Annotated in this window: 15 protein-coding genes and 2 pseudogenes; 6 read left to right on the forward strand and 11 right to left on the reverse strand. The window is 65.3% G+C overall.

From position 1 onward, the window contains the following. Positions 1 to 4: 4 nt before the first annotated feature. The 3 genes and pseudogenes from C477_RS08955 to C477_RS22870 all read right to left on the reverse strand — a co-directional run. Positions 5 to 1,387, reverse strand: coding sequence for an aspartate aminotransferase family protein (locus C477_RS08955; protein ID WP_008894150.1), 1,383 nt, complete (start codon positions 1,385 to 1,387; stop codon positions 5 to 7). A gap of 199 nt (positions 1,388 to 1,586) precedes the next feature. Continuing rightward, positions 1,587 to 2,881: pseudogene (locus tag C477_RS08965) on the reverse strand (sensor histidine kinase). Between the two features lie 81 nt (positions 2,882 to 2,962). Beyond that, positions 2,963 to 3,124, reverse strand: a pseudogene (locus tag C477_RS22870) (helix-turn-helix domain-containing protein); the annotation flags it as partial. Positions 3,125 to 3,218: 94 nt separating this feature from the next. Here C477_RS22870 and C477_RS08975 point away from each other — a divergent pair. After that, complete coding sequence (locus C477_RS08975) at positions 3,219 to 4,106, forward strand: proline dehydrogenase family protein (protein ID WP_008894154.1); 888 nt, start codon at positions 3,219 to 3,221, stop codon at positions 4,104 to 4,106. A 39-nt stretch (positions 4,107 to 4,145) separates the two neighbouring features. Continuing rightward, positions 4,146 to 4,862: a DUF502 domain-containing protein gene (locus C477_RS08980; RefSeq protein WP_008894155.1), complete on the forward strand. Its 717-nt coding sequence runs from the start codon at positions 4,146 to 4,148 to the stop codon at positions 4,860 to 4,862. A gap of 95 nt (positions 4,863 to 4,957) precedes the next feature. On the opposite strand, the gene C477_RS08985 is transcribed toward C477_RS08980, so the two are convergent. The 4 genes from C477_RS08985 to C477_RS08995 all read right to left on the reverse strand — a co-directional run bounded on the left by C477_RS08985 (position 4,958) and on the right by C477_RS08995 (position 7,648). Next, positions 4,958 to 6,151 carry a threonine synthase gene (locus C477_RS08985; RefSeq protein ID WP_008894156.1) on the reverse strand — a complete coding sequence of 398 codons (1,194 nt, stop codon included), beginning with the start codon at positions 6,149 to 6,151 and terminating at the stop codon, positions 4,958 to 4,960. A 117-nt stretch (positions 6,152 to 6,268) separates the two neighbouring features. Continuing rightward, a complete protein-coding gene (locus tag C477_RS08990; RefSeq protein WP_008894157.1) occupies positions 6,269 to 6,967 on the reverse strand; it encodes a DUF4013 domain-containing protein in 699 nt (232 codons plus the stop codon). A gap of 283 nt (positions 6,968 to 7,250) precedes the next feature. Then, complete coding sequence (locus C477_RS22875; protein ID WP_008894158.1) at positions 7,251 to 7,427, reverse strand: 50S ribosomal protein L37e; 177 nt, start codon at positions 7,425 to 7,427, stop codon at positions 7,251 to 7,253. Next, complete coding sequence (locus tag C477_RS08995) at positions 7,424 to 7,648, reverse strand: LSM domain-containing protein (protein ID WP_008894159.1); 225 nt, start codon at positions 7,646 to 7,648, stop codon at positions 7,424 to 7,426. The genes C477_RS22875 and C477_RS08995 overlap by 4 nt, the downstream gene beginning before the upstream one ends. 1,453 nt (positions 7,649 to 9,101) lie before the next feature. On the opposite strand from C477_RS08995, the gene C477_RS09010 reads away from it, so the two are divergent. Further along, complete coding sequence (locus C477_RS09010; protein ID WP_008894161.1) at positions 9,102 to 9,404, forward strand: hypothetical protein; 303 nt, start codon at positions 9,102 to 9,104, stop codon at positions 9,402 to 9,404. A 99-nt stretch (positions 9,405 to 9,503) separates the two neighbouring features. After that, entirely contained in the window at positions 9,504 to 10,466 is a 963-nt protein-coding gene (locus C477_RS09015) for a zinc-dependent metalloprotease (protein WP_049914445.1), read from the forward strand. Positions 10,467 to 10,567: 101 nt separating this feature from the next. Here C477_RS09015 and C477_RS09020 read toward each other — a convergent pair whose 3' ends face one another. The 3 genes from C477_RS09020 to C477_RS09030 all read right to left on the reverse strand — a co-directional run bounded on the left by C477_RS09020 (position 10,568) and on the right by C477_RS09030 (position 12,078). Beyond that, positions 10,568 to 10,801 (reverse strand): hypothetical protein, encoded by a 234-nt coding sequence (locus tag C477_RS09020; RefSeq protein ID WP_008894163.1) that lies wholly within the window; start codon positions 10,799 to 10,801, stop codon positions 10,568 to 10,570. Beyond that, positions 10,798 to 11,226, reverse strand: a complete 429-nt coding sequence (locus tag C477_RS09025; protein ID WP_008894164.1) for a nuclear transport factor 2 family protein — start codon at positions 11,224 to 11,226, stop codon at positions 10,798 to 10,800. The genes C477_RS09020 and C477_RS09025 overlap by 4 nt, the downstream gene beginning before the upstream one ends. 300 nt (positions 11,227 to 11,526) lie before the next feature. After that, positions 11,527 to 12,078 carry a hypothetical protein gene (locus C477_RS09030; protein ID WP_008894165.1) on the reverse strand — a complete coding sequence of 184 codons (552 nt, stop codon included), beginning with the start codon at positions 12,076 to 12,078 and terminating at the stop codon, positions 11,527 to 11,529. Between the two features lie 159 nt (positions 12,079 to 12,237). On the opposite strand from C477_RS09030, the gene C477_RS09035 reads away from it, so the two are divergent. After that, positions 12,238 to 12,501: a hypothetical protein gene (locus C477_RS09035; RefSeq protein ID WP_008894166.1), complete on the forward strand. Its 264-nt coding sequence runs from the start codon at positions 12,238 to 12,240 to the stop codon at positions 12,499 to 12,501. Positions 12,502 to 12,585: 84 nt separating this feature from the next. Here the strand turns inward: C477_RS09035 and C477_RS09040 are convergent, their stop codons facing one another. Beyond that, positions 12,586 to 13,161: an SPW repeat domain-containing protein gene (locus tag C477_RS09040; RefSeq protein WP_008894167.1), complete on the reverse strand. Its 576-nt coding sequence runs from the start codon at positions 13,159 to 13,161 to the stop codon at positions 12,586 to 12,588. A gap of 198 nt (positions 13,162 to 13,359) precedes the next feature. On the opposite strand from C477_RS09040, the gene C477_RS09045 reads away from it, so the two are divergent. After that, positions 13,360 to 15,781 (forward strand): AAA domain-containing protein (locus C477_RS09045; protein ID WP_008894168.1); only part of this gene is annotated, 2,422 nt, incomplete at its 3' end.

Consider the following 15,781-nt stretch of genomic DNA (forward strand, 5'->3'; position numbering starts at 1 on the left):
GGCTTCAGGCGGTCTGCTTCGCTTCCGCGGTCGCGTGCTCGATCGCCTCGACGACGACGTCCAGCGCGGTCTCCGCGAGGTCGCGAGTGAGCACGAGCGGCGGGAGGAACCGAAGGACGTTGCCCTCCCGGCCGGCCGTCCAGACGAGGACGCCGTGTTCGAAGCAGTACCGCTGGATCTCGTCGACGAGGTCGCCGTCGGGCTTCCCGTCCGCGTCGACGAACTCGGCGCCGATGAACAGCCCCTTGCCGCGGATGTCGGCGAGCCGTTCGGTCCCGTCGGCGGCCTCCTGCAGTCGACCTCGGATGTACTCGCCGAGGTCGCGGGCGTGGGCGAGAAGGTCGTGGTCCTGGATGTACTCGATGGCGCGGGTGCCGGCGCGCATCCCGACGACGTGGCCGCGGTAGGTGCCGGCGTGGTCGCCCGACCCCCACGTGTCCAGTTCCTCCCTGTACATCGTCGCCGAGAGCGGGAAGCCGACGCCGCCCAGCGCCTTCGCGGAGGTCATCACGTCGGGGGTGACGCCCTCCCAGTCGCTGGCCCACCACTGCCCCGTTCGACCGAGACCGCTCTGGATCTCGTCGAAGACGAGCGTGATGTCGTTGTCGTCGGCGATGTCGCGCAGCCCCTGCAGGAAGCCCTCCGGCGGCGTGACGATGCCGCCCTCGCCCTGGATCGGTTCGACGATCATGCCGGCCGGATTGGCGAGCCCGCCGTAGGGGTCCTCGACGATCGCCTGGACCTCCTCGAGGGCGTGATCGACCGCCTCCTCGGGCGTCTTGCTCTGGCGGAACGGATGGGGATAGGGCGCGTGAACGACGTCCGAGAGCAGGGGCGTGTAGTGACCCTTGAACTTCTTGTTCGACGTGACGCTCATCGCCCCCGTCGTCGCGCCGTGGTAGGCGCCGCGGAACGCGATGAGGCCGTCGCCGCCGGTGTTGTACTTGGAGAGTTTGATCGAGGCCTCGATGGCGTCGCTGCCGGTCGGCCCGCCGAAGACCACCTTCTGGTTACCCTGCAGGCCGTCGGGGGCGATCTCGTCTAACTTCTCGATCAGCTCGAGTCGGGCCTCCGTCGGGAAGTCGACCGTGTGGACGAACTTGTCGGCCTGCTCGTGGACGGCCTCGAGCACGTACGGGTTCGAGTGGCCGACGTTCAGGACTCCGATCCCCGCGAAGAGGTCGATGTAGGTGTTGCCGTCGGCGTCGCGGACCGTCGCTCCCTTCCCCTCCTCGAAGGCGATCGGGATGTCGTCGGGGTACGCGACCGCGCTGCTGTCGATCTCGCGCTGCTTCTCGAGCAGCTCTCGGGTGTTCGGTCCCGGGACGGAGTCGACGTTCGGTGCGTCATCGAAGTGGAGTTCGTCGATCGGCGGTCCGCGCGTCATACGTAGGCACAGGTGAAACGATCATAAATAGCTTGTCCACAGTATCCATATAGGACATATACAGATATTGGGTATAGTGGAGGTTTTGAAACCCGTTGCTGCGTATAGTGGTGTCGAATATCGTAGACGGACTGCGACGGGTCGCAGTGGGGTAGCCCCAGTAGAGGAGAGGTGATCGACGGTCAATCCGTCGGCATTTTCAGCCGAACTGCGCCGATTCCGCTCGCTCGACGTCGTCGGGGAGGTCCGATCGCTCGACGTCGTCGGGAGCAGCCGGCCGTTGGACGGCGACGGGACCGTCCGCCCGTTCGCCGGACGTGAGCGTAAAGGAAAACGTCGAGCCCGTGCCGGACGCCGAGTCGACCCGGATCTCGCCGCCGTGGCGGTCGACGATCCGGTCGCACAGCGCCAGCCCGATTCCCGAACCGGCCCGTTCGTCGGCCGAGTTGAGACGTTGAAAGACGTCGAAGATCCGGTCGGCGTCGTCGGAATCGATGCCGACCCCCTCGTCGCGGACCGAAACCGTCCACGTCGCCCCCTCTCGGGTCGCCGACACGCGTATTCGCGGCGGGTCGTCGCCGCTGTAATCGATCGCGTTCGTCAACAGATTCTGGAAGAGCTGCTGTAACTGTCGCTCGTCGCCCTCGACGGTGGGCAACGGCTCTCGCGTGAGTTCGGTAGCGGTCTCGTCGATCCTGAACTGCAGGTCGGTGAGCACGTCGTCGAGGACCGGTCCAGATCGACGGCCTCGAACGGTTCCCCCCGCGTGTCGACCCGGGAGTACTCGAGTAGGCCGTCGATCATCGCGTGCATCCGCTCGGCGCCGTCGACCGCGTACGCGAGGAACTCTTCGCCGTCGTCGTCGAGTTCGTCGCCGTACCGATCTTCGATGAGTCCCAGATAGGTTGTCACCATTCGCAGCGGCTCCTGCAAGTCGTGGCTGGCCGCGTGCGCGAACTGCTCGAGTTGCTCGTTCGACGCCTCCAGTTCCGCCACGACCTCCTCGAGTCGCCGTTCGGTCCGGTTCAGCGTTTCGTTCCGTTTCTCGAGCGTTCTGGCGTGGGCGAGCGCCTGGGCCTCGTGGATCCCGATCCCCAGCCCCGCGAGCGAGCCGATCGCGAGCAGGACGGCCTGGGTCCCGAACGTGAACCGGACCGTGACTCCGGGGTGGATGACCCGCAGGCCCATCACGAACGCCATGACCGCGACCCCGCCGAACACCCACATCACGATACGCGGATAGAACTCGGACGGGATCGTCGTCTCCGGCAACCAGCGACCGATATACAGCATCGCGATTCCCGGCGTACTGATCAGCACCAGATCGAGTGTTGCCTCCAGGAGCACGCCGCTGCTCACCAGCGCGAGGGCCGATTTAACGATTGCACTGACGAGCAAAACCACGCCGAAGGCTGGAATCACGTACCGCCACCCACCGATCTCGTCTCCCGGAGACTCGAGACCCACGCCGAACTCGAAGGAACGCCTGCTCATTGGTCGACAGACGGCCGCCGCGCTGTTCAGGCTCTCTTTTTAGTATACAATCCGTTTAAATATGGCCGCGCGAGGGAAACCTCATTCGGACAGGGCCGTCTCGAGGATCTGATCGGGGCCGCGTCGGAGCCGCGACGCGACGGCCTGCTGTGTGATTCCGAGTTCGTCGCCGAGTTCCGCCGTCGTCACGTCCCGCGGAGAGTTGAAGTGGCCGCGATCGGAGGCGAGGACGAGGGCGCTACGCCCGATCGCCGGGATCGACGGGATCGCCGGGACGGAACGTCTCACGCTGCGAACCGGAAAAACTCCCTTAGGAACGGCCGTCGAACGGACGATCATGCTCCCGCCGATCGCGAACCGCTTCGTCGCCGGGGAGTCCCCGGCAACGGCCCTCGAGCGCGTCCGACGGCTCAACGAGCGCGGTATCGCGGGAATCGTCAACCTCCTGGGTGAGCACTACGACGACCGCGAATCCGTTCGGGCCGACGCCGCCGAGTACCGCGCGCTGGTTCGGGACATCGCCGCGTCGGACCTCGAGGCCTGCATCTCGGTCAAGCCGTCGCAACTGGGACTCGACCTCGGTGAGGTTCTCTTCCGCGAGACCGTGACGAACGTCGTCGACGCGGCCGCCGCCGAGGACGTCTTCGTCTGGATCGACATGGAGGATCACACGACGACCGACGCGACCCTCGACGCGTTCGAGGAGCTCGCTCGCGAGCACGAGGGCGGTGAGCGATCCGCTGGATCGCGATCCTCGTCGGATCACGGATCCGACGCTGGCGTCGGTGTCTGCGTGCAGGCGAACCTCAAGCGCACCCGCGAGGACGTCGAACGACTCGCGGACGTGCCGGGGAAGGTGCGGTTCGTCAAGGGCGCCTACGACGAACCGGCCGATATCGCCTACCGCGACGGCGACCGGATCGATCGGGAGTACGAGTCGCTGCTCGAGTACGCCTTCGAGCGGTACGACGGCGGCGTCGCCGTCGGCAGCCACGACCCGGCGATGATCGAGCACGCGATCGACTGTCACGAGCGGTACGGCACCGACTTCGAGATCCAGATGCTGATGGGCGTCCGCGAGGACGCCCAGGACGACCTCGCCGCCGAGTATCCCGTCTCCCAGTACGTCCCGTACGGCAACCGGTGGAAATCGTACTTCTACCGGCGGCTGACCGAACGGACGGGGAACGTTCGGTTCGCGCTCCGCGCGGTTCTCGACCGCTAAAGGGAAGGGCTCATTAGCCCCTAGTGAGAGGTGCTCCACATGGCTTCGTGGAAGCGGGATTTCGCGAGCGGGCTGATCGTCCTCGGCCCGATCCTGGTCACTCTCTACGTCATCTACTGGCTCTACGGCCTCGTCGCCGGGCTGACGCCAGGGCTCATTCTCCAGCCCGAGGCGCTCAAGCCGTTTATTCCCGGCGACGGAGCGCAGGCCATCCAGACCCGCGAGCAACTCGCGCAGTTTCTCCGGGTCATCGTCGCGCTAACCGTCTTCACGATCCTCACCTTCTCCATCGGCTATCTCATGCGGACGACCGTCGGCGGACTCGTCGAACGGGTCGTCGACAACGTCGCGAATCGCGTCCCCGTGATGCGGGTCGTCTACAACGCCTCGAAAATGGCCGCCGAGACCGCCTTCGGCGAACAGGACTCGCTGCAGAAACCGGTCAAGATCGAGACCTGGAACGGACTTCGGATGACCGCGTTCAAGACGGGAAAGGTGACCGACGACGGCCGCGAGGTGCTCTTCTTGCCGACGTCGCCGAACATCACGACGGGGTTCGTCGTCGAGGTCGAATCCGACCGAATCACGGAACTCGACGAGGACGTCGAGGACGCACTGACGCGCGTACTCAGCGCCGGATTCGGCGACGCGAGCCGCAACCGCGGGATGGACGCCGGCGTCTCGATCGACGTCGTCGACGAGACGAACGCCGGCGCGATAGAGGACGCCGGCACCGAACGAGCTGACGACGACTGATGCGCGGCGTCGCCGTTTCGACGATCAGACGCGCGTCGACGTGACGGCCGAACGGCGGTCGGTACGATCTCGGCACGGCGCGGTTCGATCGGCGGTTAGACGCCCTGACTCATCAGGTGGCTGCGAAGCACATCGCCTTCCTTGTTGCCGGCGGTCGTGTTGACGATGACGACCGTCTCCGACCCGTCGAACTCGCCGCGCTCGGCCAGTTCCCACGCCCCGCTCGCCGCCGCGGCCGGGCTCGGCGCCAGCTCGAGGCCCTCGTGGGTGGCGACGCGGACGCCGGACTCGAGGATGTCCCGATCCTCGGTCGCGACCGCACCGCCGGCGGTCTCGCGGACGGCCTCGAGGACGCGCGATCCCGCCGGCGGATCGGCGATTTCGATCTCGCCGCAGATCGTGTCGGGTCGATCGACCGATTCGTGATCGTCGCGGTCGTTCTCGAGGGCGTCGACGATCGGCGCACAGCCCGCGGCCTGTGCGGCGTACAGCGGCGGGAGCTCGTCGATGAGCCCGAGTTCGCGAAGCTCCGTCGCTCCCTTGTACGCTCCCACCAGCCCGACGCCGATGCCGGTCGGGTAACAGATCGCGTCGGGAACCTCCCACTCGAGGGACTCGACGATCTCGAAGAGGGTCGTCTTCGCGCCCTCGTGGCGGTAGGGCGTCTCGAAGGGCTGCAGCGAGTACCAGTCGTCGTGTTCGCCCATCCCCTCCTCGTAGGCGCCGACGGCGTCGTCGAACCGGCCGCCGACGACGTTCATGTCGCCGCCGTGGACGTTGATCATCGCCTTGTTCGTGAAACTCGAGCGCGAGGGGACGTAGACGTGGGACTCGAGGTCGGCCCGGCCGGCGTAGGCCGCGGCCGCCTGGCCGCCGTTGCCCGTCGACGCGAGCGCGACGTCGGTCGCGCCGTGCTGGGCGGCGGCCGTCGCGGCGACCGATGCCCCGCGGTCGGTCGTCGACCCCGTCGGATTTCGACTATCGTCCTTGATCAGCACGCGTTCGACGCCGAGTTCGTCGGCCAGGTCGGGACAGTCGACCAGCGGCGTCGCCCCCTCGTTGGTCGTCACCGCCGACTCGCGGGGAAACGGGAGCAGCTCCTCGTAGCGCCACTGCGAGTCGAACGGTCGGTCCGCGAGAGTCTCGCGGTCGAGGTCGATCGCGTCGTACTCGTAGCTCGGATCGAGAAAGCCGTCGCAGTCGGGACAGCGGTGCGAGACCGCCTCGGCGTCGTAGGTAGCCCCGCAGTCGACACACTCGAGTCCGGCGAAGGCGTCGGTCGTCTCCATACGCGAGTGTTCGCGGGATCGGACTAATGGCTGTTCATCGGTAGACGACTGTCGTTCGCCGCGGCTGACCGTCGTTTGACGGGGTACTGTATTCGACGACGGAAAAACGAATTCGGTTCAAATCGCCGGGCGTTCGGCCGACGGCTGCTCTCGAGTCTCCTCGAGCGAGACGGAGTGGAGCCGCTCCCAGGTCCGCCCGATGACGTAGTAGGCGCTCACGAGCGCGTAGAACGACACGACCGCTCCGAGGACGGCCCCGAGAATCGGGATCTCGGTGAGCAGCCCGGAGAGCAACGCGCCCGCGAAGACGATCCCGACGGCCTGCAGCCAGCCGACCGCGTACGTCCCGGTCGCGAGACTCGGGCGCAGCGTACCGAACTCGAAGCCGGCGCCGAGTCGGCCCTCCGTCGCGAAGCGGGCCAGCGCGGCGGGGACGGTGTAGGCGACCGCGAGCATGGCCGCGAGCGTCAGCAGGCTCGCGATGCCGAACGCCATGGTCCCGATCGTTCCCGGGTCGCCGCCAACCGCCAGCCAGACGCCCCCCAACAGGAGGGCACCGACGACGAACGGTAGCAGGCCGTACGCGAGGAGGATCGCGACGGCTTTCGCGCCGTCGACCGTCAGCGCCCGCCAGTCGTCGAACCGCGGCGCCTCGTCGTCGCCGCGACTCGTTCGCTCGAGCACTCGGACGACGTAGCCCCAGACGAGAACGGCGGGGAGCACCAGAACGCTCGCCAGTACGAGCAGCCCGCCGATGATCGCCGTCTTCCAGACGTCGTCGCTGTTCTTCAAGTAGGTTACCGCGGTAGTGATCATGACTCAGCCTCGACCGACTGCCGTCTCCAGCGTGGTCGTCATAGTATACGCTTGACAACTATATAAACGTGCGTTAGACACGGAATTAGATAGATCTGAGGCGTATAGCGGCGTAATAAGATTGTTAGGAGTGCGGTTCAGTCAGGAAATCAACAGCGTTTGCGAGCGACTCGTTCGCGTCTCGAGTCCAACCCGTACCATGTTAACCGGCATCGCACCGTGTCGACGGCTCGAGTCGCACCGCTAGGGAACGGACGGTTGGAAGGAGGAAAGAGAAGATCCGTCAGTTGTCGCCGGTCTTCGACTGCCACTCGTAGTCGCGGCGTTTGGCGGACTTGCCGAAGCCACACGACGAGCACTCCTTCTTTCTGGTGTGGTAGGACTTCTCTCCGCAGCGACGACATTTGGTGTGGGTCGTCTTGTTCTTCTTTCCTTGGCTTGGGGTTCCTGCGCCAGTCATGGAGTGATCGAAACGACGTTGTCGCCGCGTATAATCGTTGTGTCTTCGACCGGCGCCTCTTCGTCGACACCGGCTTCGGGAATCGTCACGTCCTCGAGCACGAGGTTCATGTGCTGGTCGTAGCCGGCCAGATCGCCGACGTACTCGCCGCCACTCTTGAGTCGTACCGTGACGCGTTCGCCGAGCGACGCCTCGAGGACGTCCAGCGGTCGTCCACTCATACGAAAGACCGCAGGTGACGGACACTTAATCGTACCGGTCCTGTGTCCACATTTCCGGCCTCGACGGAGATGCGGTCGGGATTTACCGTCGCGAGACGCCACGATCGGGGTGGCTAGAAACGAGCCAGAGGGTGGCGATACCCGTTCGCAGAGCGAGGGAAGCGAATCCCGATGTCGCCACGCTCGCTCGGCGGTCGTTTCGGAGTCCGTCGAACCCTCGATCCGAGACCGCAAGCGGCATCGTATCGATCCCGTATATCACGGGTCGGCCTTGCTCGATGCGAATCGTCCCGTCTCCATCGTAGTGCTGTCGCGAATTGCCTTCGTTCCACATTCTAGAGGCGTGGCTTACTGAACGACGGATGTTATCGACACAGCTTCGACCTCAACAACAGTCGTTACATTAATCGAGTAGAATCTGTTGTGGTGAGGATTACCCCAAAATAACGAGCCAAAAACTGACGAGCATCGTTATCAGAATGACGGAGACGAGTCCTGACTTGAGCATTGTCGTTCTGAGATCCTGTCGGAGGTTATCAAACTCTCGATCCGAGATAATGAGCGGGACCGTATCGGTCCCGTGGATCACCGGTTCTCCTTCTTCAAACCGAACGTTGCCATACACAGAGATCGTTGTCCCCTCACGAATTGGCTTCACGTCGACTTGAAATTGCTTAGAGTCACTTCTGTTATTCGCTGGTTGTGGTTTATCCACATTGATTAAATCTAGGATCTCGTTGAACGATCGGGTAGTTATCGCACTTGTCAGATGGATATACGGAGACTCACTAAGCGGAATGGCGATGTTCAAATTGAAATTCCAGCCGTCAACGGACAACTCTGACAGCCGAGTACAGTTGTCAAGGAACCATGTTGGATCGATAGTGATCGATCTACCGTTGCTGATAACACTGAATTGCCCTGATTCGATACCGGATTCAAAGGTTACTCTGTTACCCTCTGTATTGGGATATGTGGCTCGCCATAATATAGCGCAACCGCAGAATTGGTGTCTTCAACGACTCTATCGGCTTCGTACGCAAATTCATCTACGATGACAGTTCCCCGTACCATTGTCGGCTCGCCATCGGCGAACTCGTGAGACGTAGCTGCTCCACCCCAGAAGACTGACCGAAACACGTTCGCGCTATGTATTATTCGGTTAGCAGAACGGAGAAAAAACCCACCGATAAATACGGTTCCCAAAATCCCGACCGTAATTTGAGCCATAAATTCTGGTTGACTTTTCTACGGTGAGTGGCTTGTGATATAGTACTGTTTTCCACGCGTTAGTTTCTGGCTCGGTCATCCTCTGTCCATTGTCCCAGACTAGTGGTAGAAGGAACAATCGATCGAACTCGGAAAACGATCTACACTCGAGAGCCCGCTGACTCGAGTCCGCTGTGCGACGTCCGGCAAACACTATAAGTGGCTACTCGACGAAACGCTCACTATGGGAGACACGAAGTTCACTCTCGTCGAGTTGCATCTGGACGGCGACACCCAGTTCGGACCCGGATCGATCGGCAGCGCACTGCCGTTCGGCTCGAGCACCGAGTCCGAGGAGACGCCGGAGTACGAGACCGAGACCGATATCGACGAATCGGCGGACGAGGAGTCCGGCGGTAACAAAGCTATCGGCGCCGTTATCGCACTCGTCGTCCTCGTGGCCATCGCCGCGGCCGCCAAGAAGTTCGGCGGGGACGACGAGGACGACCTCAAGGCCGAGGAGGAGCCGGACGTCATCGTCAACTGAGTCGACCGATCGCTGACGCCGTGACGTGTCGGGCGACCGACCCACTGTCGGACGCCGTCCGACAGAACGCTTTTGCGCTTCCTGCCCGTACTCCGCGGTGTGAATCTCTATCGTAGCGCCCGGGCCGTTGCCGGGGCGTCCGGTGACGATATGATCGACTGGCAGTCCGCGGCGGACGCCGCGAAGGCGGTAACCGAGCCCGGCTCCCTCGAGCTCGAGCCGGGCGAACGGGAGGCGTTCGCCCGCGACGTGCGGGAGGCTCGCGACGGCATCCGCACGGTGTCGGGCGTCGACTTCGACGTTCCCGATTCCATCGAGATTCAGAACCGTCACCACTGGATGGACGCGAACATCGCGACCTTCGAGCGCGTGATGGGGACCCTCGAGGAGCAGGTGCCGGCCGGCGCCTTCCCCGGCGTCGCCCGAACGATCAACACGGGGACGATGACCGTCCTACTGGCCTTCCTCGGACGGAACGTCCTCGGGCAGTACGATCCCCTGCTGCTGGCGAACGACCCTGAGGAGACCCACGCGCTGTACTTCGTCCGGCCGAACATCCTCGGTGCCGCCGAGAAACTCGACGTCGATGCCGACCGGTTCCGCCGCTGGATCGCCTTCCACGAGGTGACCCACGCCGCGGAGTTCGGCGCCGCGCCGTGGCTCTCCGACCACTTAGAGGAGCGCATGGAGGAGGGCATCGCGAAGCTCTCGGATGGTTCGCTGGACCGCGCGTCGTTCCAGGAACTCGACGCCGCGATGACCGTCGTCGAGGGGTACGCCGAACTGCTGATGGACCACGCCTTCGACGACGAATACGCGGATCTGCGCCGGAAGCTCGACGCTCGCCGGCAGGGTCGAGGGCCGCTCCAGAAACTGTTCCGTCGCCTGCTCGGCCTCGGACTCAAGGAACGCCAATACGAGCGCGGGAAGCACTTCTTCGAGACGGTCGTCGAGAACCGCGACCTCGAGACCGCGGCGCTCGTCTGGGAGGGCCCCGAGAACCTCCCGACTCAGGACGAACTCGACGCGCCGACGATGTGGCTCCAACGCGTCGACCGCTGATAGCCAATCGCTACCGGGCCAGCGTGATTGGTGATCGCTGACCGATCGAAACTTCGTTTTCCGCTCGCTGTCCGTCGTCTCGGCTCGAGTCGTTCCGAGTCCTAACCGAGGATCCAGAGCAGATACCAGAGCAACGCACCGCCGGCGACGGCACCGCCGACCGTCAGCAGCCCGACGGTGAGCGGCGACGCGCCGCCGCCGAGCGCCATCGTTCCGCCGGAGAGGCCGACGAGCAGCACGAACAGGGCCTTGAGTCGGGCCGACGGCTCCGTCAGCGAACTCGAGTCCGCGGCCCGACGCCTCGGGTCGCGGTCGGGGCCGCGGCCGCGACTCATAGGTCGTCGGCCGTACTGACGTGCATCGTGGCGAATCGCCACTGTGGCACCGCTTCGTCCCCGGCCGCGTCCTGTTCGCTGTGCCCCTCCCGGACGAGCGTCCCGCTCCACCGCGTCTCGAACCGCCGGCTCGCGCCGTTCTCGGTGTCCGTCCACGCCATCGTCACCTCGTCGGCGAACGTCGCGAACGCGTCGCGCTCCGAGACGACGAGGTTCCCGCTCTCGACGGTCCAGCCCGCGGTCGTCGCGGTCTGTTCTTGCAGCGCCTCGCGGACCGACTCGAACCCGAACAGGGCCTCGCTGATCCCGAATTTGACGGTCGACTCGTCCTCGAGGAAGTACGGCTCGAGGGGCTCGCCGCTCCGGAGTGCGTCGTAGTAGTCGTGGACGACGACCTCGGCTCCGTCAGCGTCTCCGTCGCTCATACCAGAGGTCTCGGAAGCCGCTCCCATAGAGTCACCGGATGCAGTCGCAGGCGCGTTTGGGGATCGAGTTAGGAACTGCTCGTCAAGCGACGAGAGCGCTGCGTGAGCGTTCGCGAACGAAGTGAGCGATTACCCGCCGGAGCGGGGCAACGCCCCGCGGAGGCGGCCTTTTTCATCGAAGTTTTTGGGCCAGCGCGGGACCGGAGGTCCCGCGAGCCGTGCGAACGGGCGCTTCGCGCCCGTGAGCAGACGAGTGGTGAGTGAGTGCAGCGAACGAACCCGAAGCGGAAAAAGTTCGGTTTACATAAAGCCCCGATCGACCTCGTCGGTCTCGATTAGGTCCTCGAGTTCCGCGTTCAGCAGTTCGTCGGCCTCCTCGAACCGCTCCGAGAGGTCCTCGAGTTCGTCGGGGCGGTCGTACTGGTCGTACTCCATCGGCCCGAACGCGGGGCTCTCGAGGGCCTCCATGACGTCGTCGAACAGGTCCTGAGGCCGCGTCGGTGCGTCGGCGTGGGTCTCGAGGACGGTCTCGAGGCGCTTCGAGACCGTTTCGGCCTGCTCCTCGTCCTCGGGAGGAGACTGGACGGCGAACCGCCCGCCGGTGTCCGCCTCGGGGAGGAAGGTGCCGATCTCGTCGTCGAGGTTGCGGGCGACCCGCGTGCCGACCCCGCGGACCTCGAAGGGGTTCTTCGCGTAGGTCTTCAGGAAGAAGACCCCGGCGCCGGGATGCGCGAGGTACATGTCTTCGCCGACGCCGGCGGCGCGATCGCCGGCGACCGCGCGCCACTGCTCCGGGTCGACGTCTCGCTCCGTAACGTCCTCGAGTATGTCCTGCCACTCGCGAATCCGCATACGCGTTGGTTGTGACGCGGACAGAATGAACGTATCGGTCGCGCCGACCGTCGCCGCTGGCGCCGGTCGGGGCCGTTTTCGTCACCGCCGAGGAGCCGAATCGAACCAAAAGGGATACGATGCCTCCTCTCGGCAAAATGAGTAACCGACGCTTTCCCCATGTCCGTCCGGCAACCACTCTCGCTCGTCGAACTGTTTCTCGCCACACCGGCGAAGAGTTCCCTCCTCGCGCTCGGCCCGCTCGCCTTAGCGCTCGGTCAACTCGGGAACAGCTACGTCAACGGCATCTCTCCCGCCGTCTCGGTCGGCTTCGCCCTCGTTATGATCGGCTTCGCCGTCGTCGCGACGCGCCACCACGCCGCCGAACACCGGCTCCGGCGACTCGAGGGCGACCTCGAGTCCGAGTTCCGGTCGACGCGGTAATCAGCAGTTAGCGTCGATCCCCGTCCCGTACTTCCGTTTCTACCCCACCACTCGGGCACGGGTCCGTGCCCGTACCGCCTGAATTCAGGCGCGCGCGGAGTCCGTCGCGACCGACCGCGCCTCGCGCGCGTCGTAAGCGTTGTAGCCTGCCAGGGCCGCGATCAGTAGCCCGGAGGCGAGCGTGCTCCAGAACGGGCTCTCCGTCAGCCCGAGTCCGGCCGGCATCTCCAGCAGCGCGGGCGCGACGATCAGCCAGATTCCGAGCAGCGCGACCAGTCCCGAGACGCCGACGCTGAGCGGGATGTCGTTGGCGAGCCGGTAGTAGTTGTAGGCCCCCGCGGCGAAGACGACGCCCCCGACGAGGACGTTGTTCCAGAACGCGGCCGACGAGACGTCGTAGAGGGCGACGACCGACAGAGCGACCCACGCGCCGATGACGGCGATGATCCCGCTGATGACCGAGATCTTTCGCCGCCGTTCCTCGTTTGCGACCTGGGTCGTCTCGTCGCGGCGGTCTCGCCCGGGATCGTCCCGGTCTCCGACCCCGGTGCCGGAGTCGACGTCGTCGGACGGCGACCGCATCCCCTCGTCGCGGTCGGCTCCCCCCTCGACGCCGTCCGATCGGTCTCGATCGCGGTCGTCGCCGTTCGAGTTGCTCATGTGGGCCGTTGATTCGATCGGCTTGGCAAAAACGGCGACGACCGTTCCGGTGACTGGAACGACTATCCGCCGGTAATAGGATGTTACACCGGCGAGTGACGGCGATTCGATATATAACGGTCGGCGCGGGGACGCCTTCTCATCGGAACTCGGCCGCGACCGATAGCGTTTTTGACGGCTCGGCCGTGACGGATAGCCGTGCACGTACGCGGAACCGTCGCGGGCGAGGTCGAGACGAAGTCGGTCAGCGGGAGCGAACTCGCCGAGGTGCCGGTGCGCCTCGCGGACGACGCCGGTGAGTCCCCGAACGGCGAGACGCTGGCTCGAGACGGCGGCGCGGCGACGGCGGCCCTCGAAGGCGATCACGAGACGACGCGGGTGACGCTGTGGGGGAAGTGGACCGAGTCGGCCGAGCACCTCGAGCCGGGGATGGAACTGCTCGTCACGAACGCCGAGGAGACGGAGTTTCAGGGCGAGACGCAGTACGCGACGACCGGCGACTCCTACGTCGTCGTCGAGCCCTCCTTCCTCGTGAACGTGACGTCGCTTCGCAACTGGGTCGAGTGCCCCCGGCTGTACTACCTCAACAAGCTCTCGGGGGTGCCGCTGAACTACCCCGTCGTGAAGGGGACGCTCGTCCACGAGGTCTTCGGCGACCTGCTACGGGGACGCGACCTCGAGGAGTCCATCGAGGCCCGCGTCGAGGAGCGAGGCCTCCAGCTCGGGCTGCTCGGCGAGACCCCCGAGGCCGTGGCGGAGGACGTCCGCGAGAACGCGAAAGCGATCGAGGGCTGGCTCGAGCAGGGTCGCCTAACTGAAGAAGACAGCTGGCGCTCCGAGCAACTGCTCATCAGCGAGACGTTCGGCATCCGCGGCCGCGCCGACGCGATCCGGCGGGGCGCGCCGGTCGAACTCAAGACGGGGAAGAACCTGAAGAAGGAGCCCCGGTTCAAGGACAAGGTGCAGGCGGCCTGCTACGCGCTCCTGCTCGAGGAACACGGTGGAAGCGTCGACACCGGCACGCTGCTCTACACCAAGAACTCCACGCTGGAGCGAAACGAGGAGACCGGCGACCTCACGCCGGCCAAGGAGTTCTCGATGGGGCAGGGGCTACTGAAGTTCGTCGTCCGCCTGCGCAACGAACTCGCGGCGATGGAGGTCAAGGGCGAGGTCCCGACCGGCTACGAGGGGTCGGCCAAGTGCGAGTACTGCTTCGAGCAGGACACCTGCATGGTCGTCTCTGGACGGCTCGATCAGGAATCCAAGGCCGGCCAGATCGGACAGGCCCTGCCCGAGGAGGAACGCGAGTACTTCGATCGCTTCTACCGCGCCATCGAGGAGGAACGCCGCGAGGTCCACCGCGAGTACGCCAAGCTCTGGGAGCAGACGGCCCAGGAGCGGGCCGACGACGACCGCGCGCTGATCGACCTCGAGTTCCTCGAGCGACGGAAGCTCGCGGAGGGTCGCTGGGAACTGCGCGCCCGGCGAACGAGCGGCGCCAACTCGAAGCTCCGGGAGGGCGATCTGGTGCTGGCCAGCGACGGCGACCCGGTGCGGGGCGACTCGGAACTCGCCCGCATCGAACGGTTGGACGACGAAATCGTCCTCACGGCCGACGAGCCCGTCGAGGTCACCCGGCTCGACGTCTACCCCTCCGAGCTGACGACCGATCGGCTGCTCGTCGCCATGCACGACTTCCTCCTGAAGGGCAGCGACCGGCGCAAAGACGTCCTCTTCGACCGTGCGACTCCCGAGTTCGAAGCCGTCAACGAGACCTTCATCGGCAACAACGACGCGCAGGACGAAGCCGTCCGGCTGGCCGTCGGCGCCGAGGACTTCGCCCTGATCCACGGCCCGCCGGGCACCGGCAAGACCTACACCATCGCCCGGGCCATCCGCGCGATGGTCGAACGCGGCGAGCGCGTCCTGCTGTCGGCCTTTACCAATCGCGCCGTCGACAACGCCCTCGAGGCGCTGCTCGAGCAACTCGACGACGTAGTCGACGACGAGCGAGTCGTCCGCGTTGGCTCCGAGAGCGGCGTCCGCGAGGACATGGAGCCGTATCGACTCGAGCGCGCCGGCGATCCCGAGGACCGCGTGGCCGAACTCGAGAACGCACAGGTCGTGGCCGCGACGACGGCGACCTGCGGCTCTCGAATCATGAAAGAGCAGTCGTTCGACGCGGCGCTGGTCGACGAGGCCGCCCAGTTGACCGAGCCCGGAACGCACGCGGCGGCGAACCTGGCCGAGCGGTTCGTCCTCGTCGGCGACCACGAGCAGCTGCCGCCCGTCGTGCGGGCGGAGAACGACCTCACCGAGTCGCTGTTCGAGCGGCTCGTCGACCTCCACCCCGACGCCGGCGTCATGCTCGACCGCCAGTACCGGATGAATCAGCGCATCCAGGCGTTCGCCTCCACCGAGTTCTACGACGGGGAGTTGCGACCCGCCGAGCCCGCGGTCGCCGCTCGAACCCTCGACGACCTCGAGGGCGTCTCCCGGGACGGCCTCCCCGCCGCCCTCCGGGATCCGGTCGCGTTCGTCGACGTCGAGGGCGATGGCGGGCAGTACACCGACAGCAAGGAGGCCGCGCGCATCGCCGATCTGATCGAGACCTACGAGG

It is taken from the genome of Haloterrigena salina JCM 13891, from assembly GCF_000337495.1.
In the GTDB taxonomy this organism is placed as follows: domain Archaea; phylum Halobacteriota; class Halobacteria; order Halobacteriales; family Natrialbaceae; genus Haloterrigena; species Haloterrigena salina.

What these genes read in the sequence shown, in the direction of transcription:
- C477_RS09020 (WP_008894163.1), bottom strand. Translation starts at nt 10,801, where the DNA reads ATGAGTCGCGGCCGCGGCCCCGACCGCGACCCGAGGCGTCGGGCCGCG.
- C477_RS08995 (WP_008894159.1), bottom strand. Translation starts at nt 7,648, where the DNA reads ATGAGTGGACGACCGCTGGACGTCCTCGAGGCGTCGCTCGGCGAACGC.
- C477_RS22875 (WP_008894158.1), bottom strand. Translation starts at nt 7,427, where the DNA reads ATGACTGGCGCAGGAACCCCAAGCCAAGGAAAGAAGAACAAGACGACC.
- C477_RS09025 (WP_008894164.1), bottom strand. Translation starts at nt 11,226, where the DNA reads ATGAGCGACGGAGACGCTGACGGAGCCGAGGTCGTCGTCCACGACTAC.
- C477_RS09035 (WP_008894166.1), top strand. Translation starts at nt 12,238, where the DNA reads ATGTCCGTCCGGCAACCACTCTCGCTCGTCGAACTGTTTCTCGCCACA.
- C477_RS08985 (WP_008894156.1), bottom strand. Translation starts at nt 6,151, where the DNA reads ATGGAGACGACCGACGCCTTCGCCGGACTCGAGTGTGTCGACTGCGGG.
- C477_RS08955 (WP_008894150.1), bottom strand. Translation starts at nt 1,387, where the DNA reads ATGACGCGCGGACCGCCGATCGACGAACTCCACTTCGATGACGCACCG.
- C477_RS09010 (WP_008894161.1), top strand. Translation starts at nt 9,102, where the DNA reads ATGGGAGACACGAAGTTCACTCTCGTCGAGTTGCATCTGGACGGCGAC.
- C477_RS08990 (WP_008894157.1), bottom strand. Translation starts at nt 6,967, where the DNA reads ATGATCACTACCGCGGTAACCTACTTGAAGAACAGCGACGACGTCTGG.
- C477_RS08975 (WP_008894154.1), top strand. Translation starts at nt 3,219, where the DNA reads ATGCTCCCGCCGATCGCGAACCGCTTCGTCGCCGGGGAGTCCCCGGCA.
- C477_RS09040 (WP_008894167.1), bottom strand. Translation starts at nt 13,161, where the DNA reads ATGAGCAACTCGAACGGCGACGACCGCGATCGAGACCGATCGGACGGC.
- C477_RS09030 (WP_008894165.1), bottom strand. Translation starts at nt 12,078, where the DNA reads ATGCGGATTCGCGAGTGGCAGGACATACTCGAGGACGTTACGGAGCGA.
- C477_RS08980 (WP_008894155.1), top strand. Translation starts at nt 4,146, where the DNA reads ATGGCTTCGTGGAAGCGGGATTTCGCGAGCGGGCTGATCGTCCTCGGC.